General features: G+C 51.0%; 19 protein-coding genes. 11 read left to right on the top strand and 8 right to left on the bottom strand.

Translation table 11 applies throughout. From position 1 onward, the window contains the following. Positions 1-3: 3 nt before the first annotated feature. Positions 4-624: a uracil phosphoribosyltransferase gene (gene upp, locus JOD20_RS16300; protein WP_054537274.1), complete on the bottom strand. Its 621-nt coding sequence runs from the start codon at positions 622-624 to the stop codon at positions 4-6. A gap of 361 nt (positions 625-985) precedes the next feature. On the opposite strand from upp, the gene JOD20_RS16295 reads away from it, so the two are divergent. From JOD20_RS16295 to JOD20_RS16280, 4 genes are read left to right on the top strand one after another with little or no spacing between them, the layout of a single operon-like run. Beyond that, a complete protein-coding gene (locus JOD20_RS16295) occupies positions 986-1,684 on the top strand; it encodes a DUF4388 domain-containing protein (protein ID WP_204756286.1) in 699 nt (232 codons plus the stop codon). An 8-nt stretch (positions 1,685-1,692) separates the two neighbouring features. Then, positions 1,693-2,268 (top strand): GTP-binding protein, encoded by a 576-nt coding sequence (locus tag JOD20_RS16290; RefSeq protein ID WP_204756285.1) that lies wholly within the window; start codon positions 1,693-1,695, stop codon positions 2,266-2,268. After that, entirely contained in the window at positions 2,261-2,638 is a 378-nt protein-coding gene (locus JOD20_RS16285) for a roadblock/LC7 domain-containing protein (protein ID WP_054537256.1), read from the top strand. Before JOD20_RS16290 ends, JOD20_RS16285 begins: the two co-directional genes overlap by 8 nt. 15 nt (positions 2,639-2,653) lie before the next feature. Then, positions 2,654-3,199, top strand: coding sequence for a protoglobin domain-containing protein (locus tag JOD20_RS16280; protein WP_204756284.1), 546 nt, complete (start codon positions 2,654-2,656; stop codon positions 3,197-3,199). Between the two features lie 12 nt (positions 3,200-3,211). Here the strand turns inward: JOD20_RS16280 and JOD20_RS16275 are convergent, their stop codons facing one another. Both JOD20_RS16275 and JOD20_RS16270 read right to left on the bottom strand, forming a co-directional pair. Beyond that, positions 3,212-3,850, bottom strand: coding sequence for a hypothetical protein (locus tag JOD20_RS16275; protein ID WP_204756283.1), 639 nt, complete (start codon positions 3,848-3,850; stop codon positions 3,212-3,214). A gap of 3 nt (positions 3,851-3,853) precedes the next feature. After that, positions 3,854-4,735 carry an apurinic/apyrimidinic endonuclease family protein gene (locus JOD20_RS16270; RefSeq protein ID WP_204756282.1) on the bottom strand — a complete coding sequence of 294 codons (882 nt, stop codon included), beginning with the start codon at positions 4,733-4,735 and terminating at the stop codon, positions 3,854-3,856. Positions 4,736-4,943: 208 nt separating this feature from the next. On the opposite strand from JOD20_RS16270, the gene JOD20_RS16265 reads away from it, so the two are divergent. From JOD20_RS16265 to JOD20_RS16240, 6 genes are all read left to right on the top strand, one after another. Further along, positions 4,944-5,615, top strand: coding sequence for an HAD-IA family hydrolase (locus JOD20_RS16265; protein WP_204756281.1), 672 nt, complete (start codon positions 4,944-4,946; stop codon positions 5,613-5,615). 38 nt (positions 5,616-5,653) lie between these two features. Next, a complete protein-coding gene (locus tag JOD20_RS16260; protein ID WP_054537251.1) occupies positions 5,654-5,875 on the top strand; it encodes a hypothetical protein in 222 nt (73 codons plus the stop codon). A 299-nt stretch (positions 5,876-6,174) separates the two neighbouring features. Further along, a complete protein-coding gene (panD, locus tag JOD20_RS16255) occupies positions 6,175-6,552 on the top strand; it encodes an aspartate 1-decarboxylase (protein ID WP_054537250.1) in 378 nt (125 codons plus the stop codon). 57 nt (positions 6,553-6,609) lie between these two features. Beyond that, positions 6,610-7,845: a molybdopterin molybdotransferase MoeA gene (locus tag JOD20_RS16250; protein WP_204756280.1), complete on the top strand. Its 1,236-nt coding sequence runs from the start codon at positions 6,610-6,612 to the stop codon at positions 7,843-7,845. A 17-nt stretch (positions 7,846-7,862) separates the two neighbouring features. Continuing rightward, entirely contained in the window at positions 7,863-9,083 is a 1,221-nt protein-coding gene (locus JOD20_RS16245; protein ID WP_204756279.1) for a phospholipase D-like domain-containing protein, read from the top strand. A 13-nt stretch (positions 9,084-9,096) separates the two neighbouring features. Further along, positions 9,097-9,492 carry a hypothetical protein gene (locus JOD20_RS16240; RefSeq protein WP_204756278.1) on the top strand — a complete coding sequence of 132 codons (396 nt, stop codon included), beginning with the start codon at positions 9,097-9,099 and terminating at the stop codon, positions 9,490-9,492. Here JOD20_RS16240 and JOD20_RS16235 read toward each other — a convergent pair. The 3 genes from JOD20_RS16235 to JOD20_RS16225 are packed head-to-tail and all read right to left on the bottom strand — an operon-like array spanning position 9,489 to position 11,652. Then, on the bottom strand, positions 9,489-10,517 hold the full coding sequence (locus tag JOD20_RS16235; protein WP_204756277.1) for a magnesium chelatase ATPase subunit I: 1,029 nt from the start codon (positions 10,515-10,517) through the stop codon (positions 9,489-9,491). The genes JOD20_RS16240 and JOD20_RS16235 overlap by 4 nt on opposite strands. Positions 10,518-10,525: 8 nt before the next feature. Further along, complete coding sequence (locus JOD20_RS16230) at positions 10,526-10,813, bottom strand: metal-sensitive transcriptional regulator (RefSeq protein WP_012187950.1); 288 nt, start codon at positions 10,811-10,813, stop codon at positions 10,526-10,528. Between the two features lie 17 nt (positions 10,814-10,830). Then, complete coding sequence (locus JOD20_RS16225) at positions 10,831-11,652, bottom strand: alpha/beta fold hydrolase (RefSeq protein WP_204756276.1); 822 nt, start codon at positions 11,650-11,652, stop codon at positions 10,831-10,833. Positions 11,653-11,877: 225 nt separating this feature from the next. Here JOD20_RS16225 and JOD20_RS16220 point away from each other — a divergent pair, with 225 nt between their 5' ends. Beyond that, positions 11,878-12,480: an HD domain-containing protein gene (locus JOD20_RS16220; protein WP_204756275.1), complete on the top strand. Its 603-nt coding sequence runs from the start codon at positions 11,878-11,880 to the stop codon at positions 12,478-12,480. Between the two features lie 2 nt (positions 12,481-12,482). Here JOD20_RS16220 and JOD20_RS16215 read toward each other — a convergent pair whose 3' ends face one another. Together JOD20_RS16215 and JOD20_RS16210 are read right to left on the bottom strand one after the other, a co-directional pair. After that, positions 12,483-13,325, bottom strand: a complete 843-nt coding sequence (locus tag JOD20_RS16215) for an anti-sigma factor family protein (protein ID WP_204756274.1) — start codon at positions 13,323-13,325, stop codon at positions 12,483-12,485. Positions 13,326-13,355: 30 nt separating this feature from the next. Continuing rightward, positions 13,356-13,943, bottom strand: a complete 588-nt coding sequence (locus tag JOD20_RS16210; protein ID WP_204756273.1) for a sigma-70 family RNA polymerase sigma factor — start codon at positions 13,941-13,943, stop codon at positions 13,356-13,358. Between the last annotated feature and the right edge of the window lie 73 nt (positions 13,944-14,016).

Genomic DNA, 14,016 nt, shown 5'->3' with positions numbered 1-14,016 from the left:
TGCCTACGTCCCAAATTGGCGGTCACCTGCATCGCCCAAGCCTGGCACGATATAGCCTTGCTCGTTCAAGCGTTCGTCAAGCGCCGCCAAATGAATTTCCACGTCGGGGTGAGCGGTTTGCAAACGTTCTACCCCTTCAGGTGCGGCGATTAACCCCAAGAATTTAATCTTGGCAGCGCCCCAAGCCTTCAAAATATCAACCGCAGCAACTGCCGAGCCACCAGTTGCCAACATTGGGTCGAGAATCAAACACACATCAATATCAGGTTGGGCTGGCAATTTGTTATAGTAGGTAACTGGCTCAAGCGAGTTATGGTCGCGATACAGGCCTAAATGCCAGACGTGAGCGGTTGGCAAGAGGTCGATCACTGGCTCGACCATGCCCAAGCCAGCCCGCAAAATTGGAATCAAGCCAATGCGTGCGCCGATAGCGTGGCCTTCCATCGAGCCTAAAGGGGTCTGAATTGTATAGGGCGCGAGCGGCATATCAGCAGTTGCTTCATAGACCAAAAATTGCGAAATTTCGCGTACCAATTCACGGAATTTCTTTGGTTCGCTCTCGACGCGCCGCAGTAACGCCAATTTATGTAAAACCAATGGATGCGATGATACATGTAAGCCCATAACAACCTCAATACTAAAAAACCGCAGATCGTGGCTATTGTATCCCATCTTGACAAACCCCTCTTAGGCATGGTTCAATCAACCTAGCACGTTATACCTTCGCTCCTCTCCATGGAAACGTCTTCTAGTACTTCCATCCCAATCGTTACCTTACCCCTGCATAGCCATAAAGAGTATTGACATATCATAGACGGATACATCCAGTTGCGGCCATAATACAGTTGTTATTTTTCTTACGTCGATGCCTGCAATTAAGCCTGCTAGAAAATATATTTGTTCCAGTTATGTATTATTTTTGTACAGAATATGGACAAAACCTAGACAACATCGACTGGTTGTACTGCGCAAAAAGGAGACGGCTATGGCTCTCGAAGGTAATTTTGCTGATATGCCATTAATTGATTTGATGCATGTATTTCATCATGGGCGCAAAACTGGTCGTCTACTGATTGCGAATGCTCCATTCAAGGCGATGTTATGGTTTTTTGATGGCGCGATCATCAATGCAGGGGTGGTCAAAAATACGTCCCATGAACGGGTAACGTGTGGTGAACAAGCGGTGTTTGATATGCTGGCTTGGGACGATGCCCAATTTGTCTTTTTGCCACCCAACCCGCAAGAAACGGTCAGCGTGCAAATTCAACGCTCAATTGATTGGCTGATTATTGAAGGCTTGCGTCGCCGCGACCAACCACAACGCTTGGCTGGCACGACCAAACTTCAGCCAACCTCGCGTTTGCGCTTGGTACCAAAGCTCAGCCAAGCCAGCGACATCACCCTGACCCTCGAAGATTGGCGCATTTTGAGCCAATTGGTCCAAGAATTAAGCGTGGCCGAACTGGTTGAAGCCACTGGTTGGAATTACGATCAAACTCTCAAAGTGTTGCATCGTTTGATCGCCTTGAACTTGGTGGAGGTGTCCTGCGAGATTGTTGTTTCTCAGCGTTCGCTTAGCCCGGTCTTGATGGCTCCTAACCCTGAGCATATGGTTGAAACTCGGGTGCGTGGGTTGGTTCAAGCTATCAAAGCGCGGCTGCGTCGTACCAGCGCTAGTGCGTAGGAGTGACAATGGTCAATTATAAAATTGTTATCACGGGAGCATACGCGGCGGGTAAATCGCAATTTATTCGCACAGTCAGCGAAATCGATGTCGTTGATACTGATGTTCCCGTGACCCATACCGAAGAAAAAGAGCTCAAACATCATACGACGGTGGGCTTGGATTTCGGCACGTTGACGATTGATGCCGAACAACGCTTGCTCTTATTTGGCACGCCAGGCCAAGAACGTTTTGATTTTATGTGGGAAATTTTAGCTGAAGGATGTTTGGGTTATATTGTTTTAGTTGATAGCTGTCGGCCAGCCCATTTTAACGAGACAATTGTTGTATTGGAACGCTTCGCGGCCATGACCCCTGTGCCATTTGTGGTTGCCGCCACCAAACAAGATTTACCTGGGGCCTTGCCGCCAACGTATATTCGCCGCCGTTTAGGGCTACCAAACGATATTCCGATTCTCGCTTGCGTTGCAACTGATTATGCTGCGGTGAGCGATGTTATTTCAACCTTATTAGATCGAATCGACGTTTTAGCCCAAGATTCATCCTCCTCGCCTGTAACTCACAAGGAGCATTCTCATGGCTAGTCGTTCGGAACAAATTAATACTATTTTAGGCCAATTGGTTACCAATAATGGTAACGATATTAATGGGGCCGCATTAATTAGTTCAGATGGGATTTTGATTAGCTCGCGCATGTCGGCTGATGTCAATGCTGACCGCATGGGAGCGATTGCAGCCACCATGATGGGGGTCACGACCCGCGTGGTTAATGATTTGAAAATTGGTAAGGCCAACGAGGCCATTGTTAACGCCGAAAGTGGCTATCTCTTGGTCATGCCCGTAGCTACCCAAATGATTCTGGCGATCATTCTGCGTCAACACGCCAATCTTGGCATGATTCGGATTGAAGCGCGGGAAACTGGTCGGGCAATCGCCGAACTGATGAGTGCTTAATCAAGGAGGTAGCTCATGGCAGATCGTCAAAGTTGGGGCGTGAAGGGCACGGCCATTCTCACTGAGTTGGTCAAAATGATGGATGTTTCTGCTGCTGAAGCGCAATTGCTCGGCGGCTTACACGAGCGAGCCAAAGCCCAAACCAAGGATTTTACCGATGCGTTTTACAAGCGCTTGCTTGGCCACGCCGCGACCGCTGAATACCTCGATGGCGTTTCGGTCGAACGCTTGACGGGCATGCTTGGAACCTGGTTTAGCGATTTGTTTCGCGGAACGTATGATGAAGCCTATGCCCAACAACGCCTAAAAATTGGCGAAATTCATGTGCGCATCGGCTTGCCTGTGCGCTATCCATTAGCGATGTTAGATATTATTATGCCGTGTGGCGAGCAGATTGCCGCCACCAGCAGCGATCCTGCGAATGCAACTACCGCCTTCCGCAAAGTGCTAGCCCTCGATGTCGCGCTGTTTAATCAAGCCTATGAAGATAACCAATTGGCCCACTTGGCCGATTTGGTTGGCGGCGAGCGCCTCGCCCGTTTGTTGCTCGCTGGGCAATAAGCTGAACCTAGCTCAATTGCGGCGTTGTAACGCGCGAATTTGGGCTAAGCAACCAGCAAAATCCCAAATTAAATCCTCATGTTCGAAGCGTAAAACCTGCCCACCAATTTGGAGCTCAAGCTGATTGAGCAACGGAATTAGAATACATGTGCCTTGCGGCGGCGGATTACCATCGTGTAAGCGCCGCCGCGCTACGTTCATGCCCTCGCTGATTAATTGTTGGCTTAGTTGCTCGATTAAGCTATCACCTAGCCAGAGATCGTTGATCTGTTTGGCGTGAATAAACTGCTGCCAATTGGTGCTAATAAAGGTAATTCGCCGAAAGCGTTGGGCCAAAATTGGCTGGGGCAAGCTTTGCAACGGACCAATTTGGAGCCGCCAATAGCGTTCTTGGGCACGGGGATGCGCTGGTTGCTCGGGGATTAGCTGGCTGCGAGTGGCTTGGCTCACATGATTAATTTCTGCATACCAGCGAATTTGACCGCCCTCAGCACCAAACGCCTTGGTTTGATACCATGCCAAAATGCCAGCAGCCATCCGCCGTGGCGCATGCGCCAACGGAACCCGATACCAATGCTGCTCCTGAATCCGTTGCCAATCTGCTTGGTTATTCAAAACTGCGACTAAAACTGGCGTATTGGCTTCTGGCATAGGCTACTCCACATCAAAAAGTTCAGGCGCAAAGCGTTGGAGATCGCTGCGCGCTCGTTCAAGCGCCAAATCGCCTGCCTTAACCTCAAGCATCAGATCGTAATCGCGCTGGAATGGCAACCGTAGCAGGCTGATTAATTCAAATGGATTGGCCAAATCGCTGTGTTCGTGCCATGTTGGCAACAGCAATTGCTGGCGTTGACCAAGCCGAATTTCGGTTCTCGGTGAGCTAAAATGCACTTTAGGCTTGCGTTGGCTTGGCCATGTCGCCAGCGCATATTCCAAGCCAGCGGCAGCATTTAATTGAGCTGGATTGTAAAGCTGATGATGCAACCAATCGAAAATCACTGGAATCGTGGTTTGGGCATGAATGTGCAACGCATCGAGCAAGCTCCAAACTCGGCCATCGGCCTCTAGGGCTAAGCAATTGAGAACTGCGGAATCAAGCTGCTGCAAACTGGCGACCGTTTGCGCCAAGGCCCAAGCCCGATCGCCATACTGTGCCCCGATATGCACCACAATCACTGGATCATGGCTGCCAAGCTGGGTCAAAAAGCCTGCCGCACTAGTTAAATAATTCAGCGCATAGTGGCGAATATGCTGATCATGGCTATTGAGCAGTACATTGCTTGGCGCATGATAGGTTAGGCGAATCTTGGCCTGTTGGGCATAATTGCCAATTAAGCTGAGTTGATCGGCGGCTTCGGGCCAGCTATTCAGCAATTCATAGGGCCAAGCTGGCAGGCGATAACAATGAATCTGTTGTTGGTCGAGATAGCGCAGCACATCGTAAAGATACAAAACCCATTGACTTAGGCCTTGCTGGTTGGGTGCTTGTAAATCAGGTCGTTTCAAAATGCGGCCACTCAGGCCAAGATAGCGCATTGGTAACTCCACAAAGGCTGGTTTGGGTGAAGATTGCCAGCCTTTGTGGAATGGATGCTATGCAAAACATAGCTGGTAAATCTATTCACTCACCTTGGTTAGATACACTTGATCACGATTTTTGGCATGGGTTGCTGAGCAATTTGCGAAACTGCTCAAACGTTGCATAATAGCTGTTTAGATTCGTTGCTTAGGTTAGGAGTCGGTGGTGGTTGATTCGCAGCAGATTCAATTATTGGCTTTCGATTTAGATGGAACGTTGGTTGATTCGGCACAAGGGATTGTAGATACGGTCAATCAAGTGCTGGTGGAACATGGCTTCGCTGGGGCTGAATATCGCCAGATTGCGCCATGGATTGGCTTGCCATTGCAGGTTTTTTGGGAACGCTTGACCGATTTTGGGCCTGAAAACTATGCCATTTTGACCGAGCGCTATCGTACAATCTATCGTGAGATTGCGATTCCGAGCAGCCGTTTGTTTGCAGGCGTGGCCGAAACTATCAGCGAATTAAAATCTGCTGGCTATCGTTTGACGATTGCTAGCTCGAAAATTACGCCAGTGAGCGCTGCCGTATTGCAGCAAGTTGGCTTATTTGAGTATTTTGATTTGCTGATGGGCAACGATTCGGTAACTCAGCCCAAGCCGCATGCCGAGATGCTGGAAAAAACCTTGGCCTCTTTTGGCCTGAATTCAGCTCAAGCACTGATGATTGGCGACACGACCCACGATATTACGCTTGGCCATAACGCCCAAGTTGCCAGCGTGGCGGTTACAACAGGCACGCATGATGTGGCAACGCTGAGTGCTGCTCAGCCAGCAGCGATCTTAAATCAGCTCAGTGAGTTGCCCGCGTGGTTGGCTCAAAGCGCGCAACGCTGAATGGTACAATAGAGCTATTACTTGAATTGGAGGATTGTATGCCACAATATAAAAATCGGATGTATCGCAAGGAATGGCTTTCGGAACGCCGCAAATTGGCCCGCGCCTTGGAAGGCCTCGAACAAAACTGGGATCTTGAGGCTGAAGGGATTGTGTTGCCAACCGATGACGACGGTACTGCCTTGAGCGTTGAGCAATTGCGCGAGCGGATTGCTGATCTTGATGGCAAGCTCGAACGCTATCCTAATCCGCAAAAATAACGCTATGTTGGCTAATAGGCTATTTTTGCTGAGTTCTTGCATTGATTGGCTAGATGTGTTTCGCCACCCTTCCGTCCCTCCGCCGGAGGGAAACGCAGGGGGTTTTCATCCCCCTGCACCCCCTAAAGGGCAATTGGAGGACAGCAATCGACCGCCGATGGCTAAAAATTCTACAAATGCAATGTTTAGGTTAGCAAAAATGACTTGCGTTAGACCACTGACAGCCGTATCATGGTTTATGGCGGCGACTGTTGATCGATGGGATGAACAGCGGCGACCAACCTAAGGAGTAATCAACGATGATTCGTACCCTCGTGCATGCCAAAATTCACCGCGCCACCGTCACTGGGGCAGACCTCAATTATGTTGGTTCGATAACCATTGATGAGGATCTTTTGGAAGCAGCGGGAATTTGGCCATTTGAACGGGTTCAAGTAGTCGATGTTAATAACGGTGCGCGGCTCGAAACCTATGCAATTGTAGGCGAACGTGGCTCGGGCACAATTCAACTCAACGGTGCTGCGGCGCACTTAGTCAATGTTGGCGATTTGGTGATCATCATGGCCTATGCCCAAGTTGATGCCAAGCCCGAAGAATGGGAGCCAACCGTGGTCTTTGTTGACGAACAAAACGCGATTACCGAGGTCAAGGCCTTGCAGCCTGCTGGTGGTCGTTAGTTGTTGTGAGGAGTGTGCCATGGATTGGGTTTTGGCCCATCCATGGCCTTTTTTTATATGAGCTTACTTGCTGTTGCTGATGCTCAAGCGGCGATTCTTGAGCGCATGACCACCCTCGCCAGCGAATCAATTGCGTTAACTGAGGCTTTAGGTCGCGTCTTGGCCACGCCAATGTATGCCGATCGCGCTGCACCGCCGTTTGCCAACTCGGCCATGGATGGCTATGCGGTGTTGGTTGCAGATTTAGCTCAAGCCAGTGCCGATCAGCCTGTAGCGTTGCAGATTATTGAGCGGGTTGCGGCGGGAGCGGTGCCAAAGCATGAACTGCGGGCTGGCAGCGCAATTCGGATTATGACTGGTGCGCAAGTTCCGGCTAATGCTGAAGCGGTTGTGCCCTTCGAGGAAACCGATGAAGGCCAGCCCAACGCCCAATCTGAAGTTGTGCGGATGTTTCAAGCAACCCAGCATGGCAATAATATTCGCCCAGCGGGCGAAGATATGCAGGCTGGAGCCTTGGTTTTAGGCGCTGGGCAAGTTTTGAATGCTGGCAGCATCGGGGTTTTGGCTACGATTGGCGCGGCTCAAGTGCCAGTGTTTCGCCAACCACGCGTCGCAATTATTGCAACTGGCGATGAGTTGGTTGATGTTGGCGTTGAGCCAAATCCTGGCCAAATTCGCAACTCGAATGGCTATGCCAATGCCGCCCAAGTGCGCGAAGCGGGAGCGGTTCCGATTTTAATGCCAATTGTGCCCGATAATGCTGAGGCCTTGCGCGCAACTTTAGCTCAAGCAGTGGCCGAAGCAGATGTCTTGTTGACTTCTGGCGGCGTGTCGGTTGGCGATTATGATTTAGTCAAGCAAATTTTGAACGAAGTTGGCAAACTGGAATTTTGGCGCGTGCGCATGCGCCCAGGCAAACCCTTGGCCTTTGGCTCAATCAATGGCAAACCAATTTTTGGCTTGCCTGGTAATCCTGTTTCGGCCATGGTTTGTTTTGAGCTATTTGTGCGGCCTGCGTTACGCAAAATTGGCGGCTATCAACAGCTATTTCGGCCTAGCGTTTGGGCCAAATTGCTCGATGCCGATTTGGAAAGCAACGAACGCCGCCAATATTTGCGGGTGATTGTTAAAAGCAGCGCTGAAGGCTTGACCGCCGAATTAACTGGCGCTCAAGGATCAGGCTTAGTTAGCTCGATGGCGCGGGCAAATGGCTTGTTGATTGTGCCAGAGGCAAGTCGTGGCATTATTCGTGGTGAATACGCCGAAATTGTGCTGTTTGGCGAACTGCAATAGTTGATGGAGTACGGCGGATGCCATTTGAATCATTTCAAGATCTGATAACGATGCTGGTGGTAATCGTGGTACTCCAAGTGAGCTTGGCTTTTTTGTTGATTGGCGTGCGCAAATGGCGACCAACACGCTACGAACGCTACCCGCGGATTAGCCTGCCGCCAACCAGCGACGATCGCCATGAATTTCAGTTGTATATGTCTGGCGAAGAGCTGTTTCCGGCGATGCTGCAAGCCATTGAATCGGCACAACGCTTGATTTTGCTCGAAACCTTTATCTTCAAAGGCGATGAATTAGGCCAAAAATTTCGTGATGCTTTGATGCGCAAAGCCCATAGCGGCGTGGCCGTGTATGTGATTGTCGATGGGTTTGCGAATTTGGTGGTGCCACGTAAATTTAAAAAGTTTCCTGCTGAAATTCACTTGTTGACCTATCCTGCATTTCCGCGCTTATCGCAAATTTTCGATATTGGCTCGTATGCACGTGACCATCGCAAACTGTTGGTGGTTGATAGCGACGTGGCCTTTATTGGGGGCTACAATTTAGGTGAATTGTATCGCACCGAGTGGCGTGACACCCACGTACAAGTGCGCGGGCCGATTGTGCGCAATTTGGCCGAGATGTTTGCCTCGCAATGGAATCGCTATCGGCGGCGCTTGCCTCGGCTCAACATCGACCTTGATTTGGAATGGCAATCGACGGTGCGGGTGCAACGAAACGATGCTGGACGTTTGGTGTTTCCAATTCGTTCGATGTATCTCGATGCGATTGAACGGGCTGAGCGTTTTGTCTACATCAGCAACGCCTATTTTATTCCCGATCGGGCGATTTTAGAGGCTTTGGTGCTCACAGCGCGACGTGGGGTTGATGTGCGAATTTTGGTGCCAGCTGAATCGAACCATGTGTTGGCTGATTGGCTGGCGCGCCATTATTTTGAATTTTGCTTGCGCCATGGAATTAAAATTTTTCTGTATGAAAACGCCATGATTCATGCTAAAACGGCGACGATTGATGGCATTTGGTCGACGGTTGGCACAGCCAATCTTGATCGGCTGAGTTTGGCGGGCAACCACGAAATTAATCTTGAAATTTACAATGCGGCTTTTGCTGAACGCATGGAAGCAATTTTTGCCTGCGATATGACCAATGCCCGCGAATTGACCTTGGCCGAATGGATTCAGCGTCCGTGGTATACCAAGGCTGCTGAGTTGGTGCTCTCGCCACTGTGGCCGATTTTATAGAAATGGAGCAAGCATGCTCAAACGCAATGAATCGTTGGCTTTTGGCCGCCCATTTTTGATTACGGTGATTGCGATTGGCTATGTGCTGACCGCACTGGTTGAGATTGGCGTGGCCTTGTTGGGGCGCGTGCCATCCTTCTTGCAGTCGTTTATCTTATCGGAAGATCCAATTGTGTTGGTTGTGACCGCCTGTTTTCAGATTGTGATGGGATTGGCGCTGTTTCAAGGCTGGCGCGTGATGTGGTGGGTGGTGATTATAAGCGCCTATGTTTCGATTGGTGGCTACATTTTAGATGGCTTGTTGGGCGAGCGCTGGGCTTGGGGCGGCATGTTGTGGAATGTGATTGTGCTGGCCTATATGAATTCGCGCGATGTCGAAGCCTTTTTTGGCCGCGAAGTCTATTATTAAGCCTGCAAGGCTTGGGCGATGAGGCCTTCCTCGGTTTCGTGCTGCTTCAGAAAATCGTTAAGATGCGGGCTTTGTCTCCAGCGCAAGGCCATCGGGGCAACTGCTTTGATGTCGTTGGGTGTGGCGCGCAGCCGATCATCAGCAGCAGCACGGGCGCGGGCGGCCTCGAGCAAGACAATTTCAGCCCGATGCGAAGGAATTGCCAACTGAGTAATGATCTGCATGGCATAGCGTTCAGCAGCTTTGGTTAAATGAACCTTGGGCAGCAACTCGCGGGCTTTGAGCACATCGAGTCGCAGTTGGGTGGTGGCTTGGGCATACGCCAGGCGAAAGGCTGTGCGGTCTTGGCGAAAGGCAATGGCGCGGCGATAGATTTCGAGCCGTTCGCGGGCGTTTGGCTGCGGGCCGACCCACACGCGCAGGCCCAAACGATCCAAGATTTGCGGACGCAAGCGACCTTCCTCTGGATTCATCGAGCCAATGAGCACCAAGCGACTTTGATAGAGTTTGACCATTGCCCCGCGGCGCACGAAGGTTTGGCCTTGGGCTGCTGCATCGAGAATCGCATCGATCACCGCGTGATCAAGCAAATTAATTTCATCGACATAGAGCAAATTATTGTTGGCGCGGGCCAAAACCCCTTCTTCGAGCAGGACGCGCTGCTGTTCGATGGCGACGCGCTCGTTCACGCCGCCGACCACATCCTCTAAGCGGGCGTTGAGTGGCAGCTCGATCAAGCGCATGAGATCATCTTTGAGCCGCGATTCGCCGCGTTCGAGGTAGTCGAGGCAGGTTGGGCAGAGGTCGCTCTCGTCGTCGGGTGGGCAATTATTCTCGCAGCGCGAGCGTTTGACTAAGGGCATAATATCGAGCAAGCCGCGCACGGCGGTGGTTTTGCCTACACCATAGGGGCCACTTAACAAAACCCCACCCACAGCGGGATTGACCAAAGCCAAGGTAAGCGCGGTTTTCAGCTCGCTTTGGCCGACAATGCCCAACAATGGGTAGGGTAGCAACTCATTCATAGGGTTGGTTATTTCTCGCTAACGCTGCGGGTTGCCGCAAAAATTTCGAGAATTTCGGTAATCGCCTGTTCGCGTTCGCCCTCGTTGGGCGAGCGAATTGCATTGGTAACGCAGGTTGAGAGATGGCGTTCGAGCACGAGGGCATCGACTTTTTCGAGTGCGCGGCGAATGGCTAAGGTTTGGCGCAGCACATCGATACAGTAGGCATCCTCTTCAAGCATGCGTTGCACGCCACGCACATGGCCCTCGATACTTTTGAGTCGCCGAACTAAGGCTTCAGTTTGTTCATCAATCATGAACTTGACCTAACTACCTATGCTGCTTCAGCAGCAGCACGGGTTTCGTTGACTGGCCGTTTTAAGAAGGCGTGAAGCACCTTGTTAAATTGCGCTGGCTCGTCAAGGAAGGGAAAATGGCGACTTTCTGGCATCACAAAAACTTGCGTGTTGGCCATATCGCGTTGTAAGAAAATATCGGCCTGATTGGGATTGACAATATCGTCACGAGCGCCGTGGACAACCAAGGTCGGAATCGTCAATTGTTCGAGCTCAGGCCGCAGATCGGTGCGCATCATCGAGCCAACGGCGCGGCGTAAACTTTCTTCGGTTGGCTTAACGCTATCGTCGAGAATTTCGCCGTAGGCGGTATCGTTGACATTGCCCAAAAACCAGCGAAACAAAAACTTGGTGACGACTGGCACACGGGCCATTGCTCGCGAAACATACTGATTATCGGTGAGCTTGAGCAAGCCTGAAAGCGATGTACCAACGATGGGAGCACCAATAGCCGCAACTCGGCTAATCCGATTGGGGTGGCGGATTGCAGTTTTGAGCGCGACCATTCCGCCCATTGAGTGGCCGACTAGCGGAACCTTATCGATGCCCATGGCATCTAAAAATCGAATCACTTGATCAGAGAAATTGGTAATGCTAATGCTCTTGGCAGTACTTGTTTTATCTGAATCACCAAAACCCCAAAAATCGAACGAATATGTGCGGAAATCTTTGGAAACGAATTCCATCGTCGGCATCCAATATCGCCACGAACCGAGCCAGCCGTGGAGAAATAGGACTGGACGACCACGCCCAAAGGTCTCGTAATGCACAACTTGGTCATCAATGACGATTACGCTCATGGTGATGCTCTCACGTTGCAGACTGCTGTCAACCAAACTATACCATACCGCCTAAAGCTCGGCAACGCAGCATTGCTTGCTAAAATGGGTTGTGGTTGAGTGGTCGCTGTAGTGTACCTGCGATAAGACGTTTATGTCAATTCTCAAAAGTAGGGTCTACACGGGTGACACATGGGTTGGTTTTGACGGATAATTTCGCAGTTTTGCAGTCTATGAGGTCGTTGTATGCTCGATTTTCGCACTCAGATTCAGGCCTATATTCGGGCGCAAGCCCTGCCGATCGATAAATATAGCCATCAGCCACGTTTATATCAGCTAGCCACCACCCTTGGCGAAGGTTTGGTCTATGATGACGATGTGTTGTATGCGGCGGCATGGTTGCACGATCTTGGGGTCTTTATTGGCCATCGGCCTGCTGACCCAGCCGAATTGGCTGCTTGGGATAATGTGGCCTATGCCTTGAAAATGGTGCCAGATTTATTGCATCAATGGCAATTCCCTAGCGCCAAAATTGCGGCAGTTTTAGCGGCGATTGCTCAACATAGCCCGCAGCAAACGCCAACCAGCCTTGAAGCCAGTTTACTGCGTGATGCTGATATTTTGGAGCAACTAGGGGCGGTAGGAATCTTGCGGATTGTGAGTAAAGTTGGCCGCGATACGCGCTATCGAACCTTTGGTGATGCGTTGGCGACCTTGGAGCATAATCTCCAGACCTTGCCCAGCCAGCTTTGTTTGGCAATTTCGCAGCAATTAGCCCAAGCCCGTATCGCTGTTTTGGCTGAATTTACCACGGCTGCCCAAGCAGAAGCGCAAGGGCAGCCGTGGTAAATTTAGGCTTGTTTATGCAGTTTGAACCAGTAGCCCATGGCGAAGGCTAAGCCAACTCCCAGCACGAGCGCAATGCTGAACCAGAGCAATAATGATGATTCGGACTCAGCTGCTGGCGCAGGAGCTGCTTGCTCAAGCACTTGATCCTTGAGCACTGATGGCTCTAAGCTGATTGTATCGGGCGATGATGTGCCATTCGGCTCAATCAGCGGTTGGTTCAAGCTATTGCCAGCCATGGCGGTTGCTTGTTCAGGGCTGATGCTTCGGGCCATATCGCTTGTATCGCTCATTGGACCTGAGCCAGCAGCGTATGGTAGGGCCGGCGGTGGATAAGCACCAAGCATTGCATCGGCAGCGCCACCAGTTGGTTGTTGCAGCAGTGACATCTCTGGAGTTGGCATGGCTGCGCTTCTTGCCGTGCTCATTGATGGCGCTACAGGATTTTCATTTTCGTTTTGCTGGGATTGAACAGCTGCTGATTCAGTGCTCAATGCCTGCGATTTAGGTGCAATAGTCATCGATTGCTCAGCCTGATTAGTGAGCTGTAAGCCTACTGTCAGCATTAAGGCAAATACGCCAACCACGGTGACCCAACGTGTCCAGCCGCTGAGCCAGAGGCTGCGTTTGGGCGCATGCAAGGCAGGATCGAGCGTAAAACTGCGTGGTGGTCGAACAGGCGGGAGGTCTTGCAACAACGCCTGCATCGAGCGCAACTCGGCAAATTCGACAGCTAAGCTAGGGTCGTGCTCAAGCTGTTGATCCAACTGAGCTTGCTCGGCGGCGCTAAGCTGACCATCGAGGGCTGCCGAAAGAAGTTCTTGGTGTTGTTCAGATATTGGTGTCATTGCATACCCACTTGTGTCGTCATATCAAGCTTAACGTTCGGCAGTTGGCAAAAGTTCCCGACTTTTAAGATAATCGCGCAACTTTGCTCGTGCTCGGCTGAGCCGCGATTTGACTGTGCCCAGTTGGGTATCAGTAGCTGCCGCGATTTCCTCGTAGGCAAAGCCTTGAATATCGCACATAATTAACACTGCGCGTTGATCTTCGGGCAAGGTTGCCAAGCCTGCTTGGATGGCCGCTTGCAACTCGCGATTGATCATGTGCTGATCGAGAGGCAGCGATTGATCTTCAAATTGCTCGCCTGGGCTATCATCGTCGCCAGCAAGCATTTGATCCATCGAGGTGGTGCGGCGGCGTTTTTGGGCGCGCAACACATCGTAGCATGCATTGGTGGCGATGCGTAGCAACCAAGCAGCAAACGAGCCTTCGCGAAAGCGTTTAATTGCCTTAAATGCCGAGATAAAGGTATCTTGGGCCACATCGGCAGCGCTATCGCTATCACCCAGCATGCGATATGCCAAGCCATAGACCCGACCTTCGTACATGCGCACTAATTGATTGAAGGCTTCAACGTCGCCAGCTTTGGCGGCGCTCACCCATTGTCGTTCTGCATCGGTCATGCAGGCCATTCCCCCAAGCCCATAACGGGTTCTGCTCCAAAAGGTGGTCGGAAGCAATAGATCGTATCATAGC

The organism is Herpetosiphon giganteus (genome assembly GCF_016907925.1).
GTDB classification, from domain to species: Bacteria; Chloroflexota; Chloroflexia; order Chloroflexales; family Herpetosiphonaceae; genus Herpetosiphon; species Herpetosiphon giganteus.
Note: the sequence above shows the minus strand (reverse complement) of the source record. Positions and strands in the feature narration are given on the sequence as shown.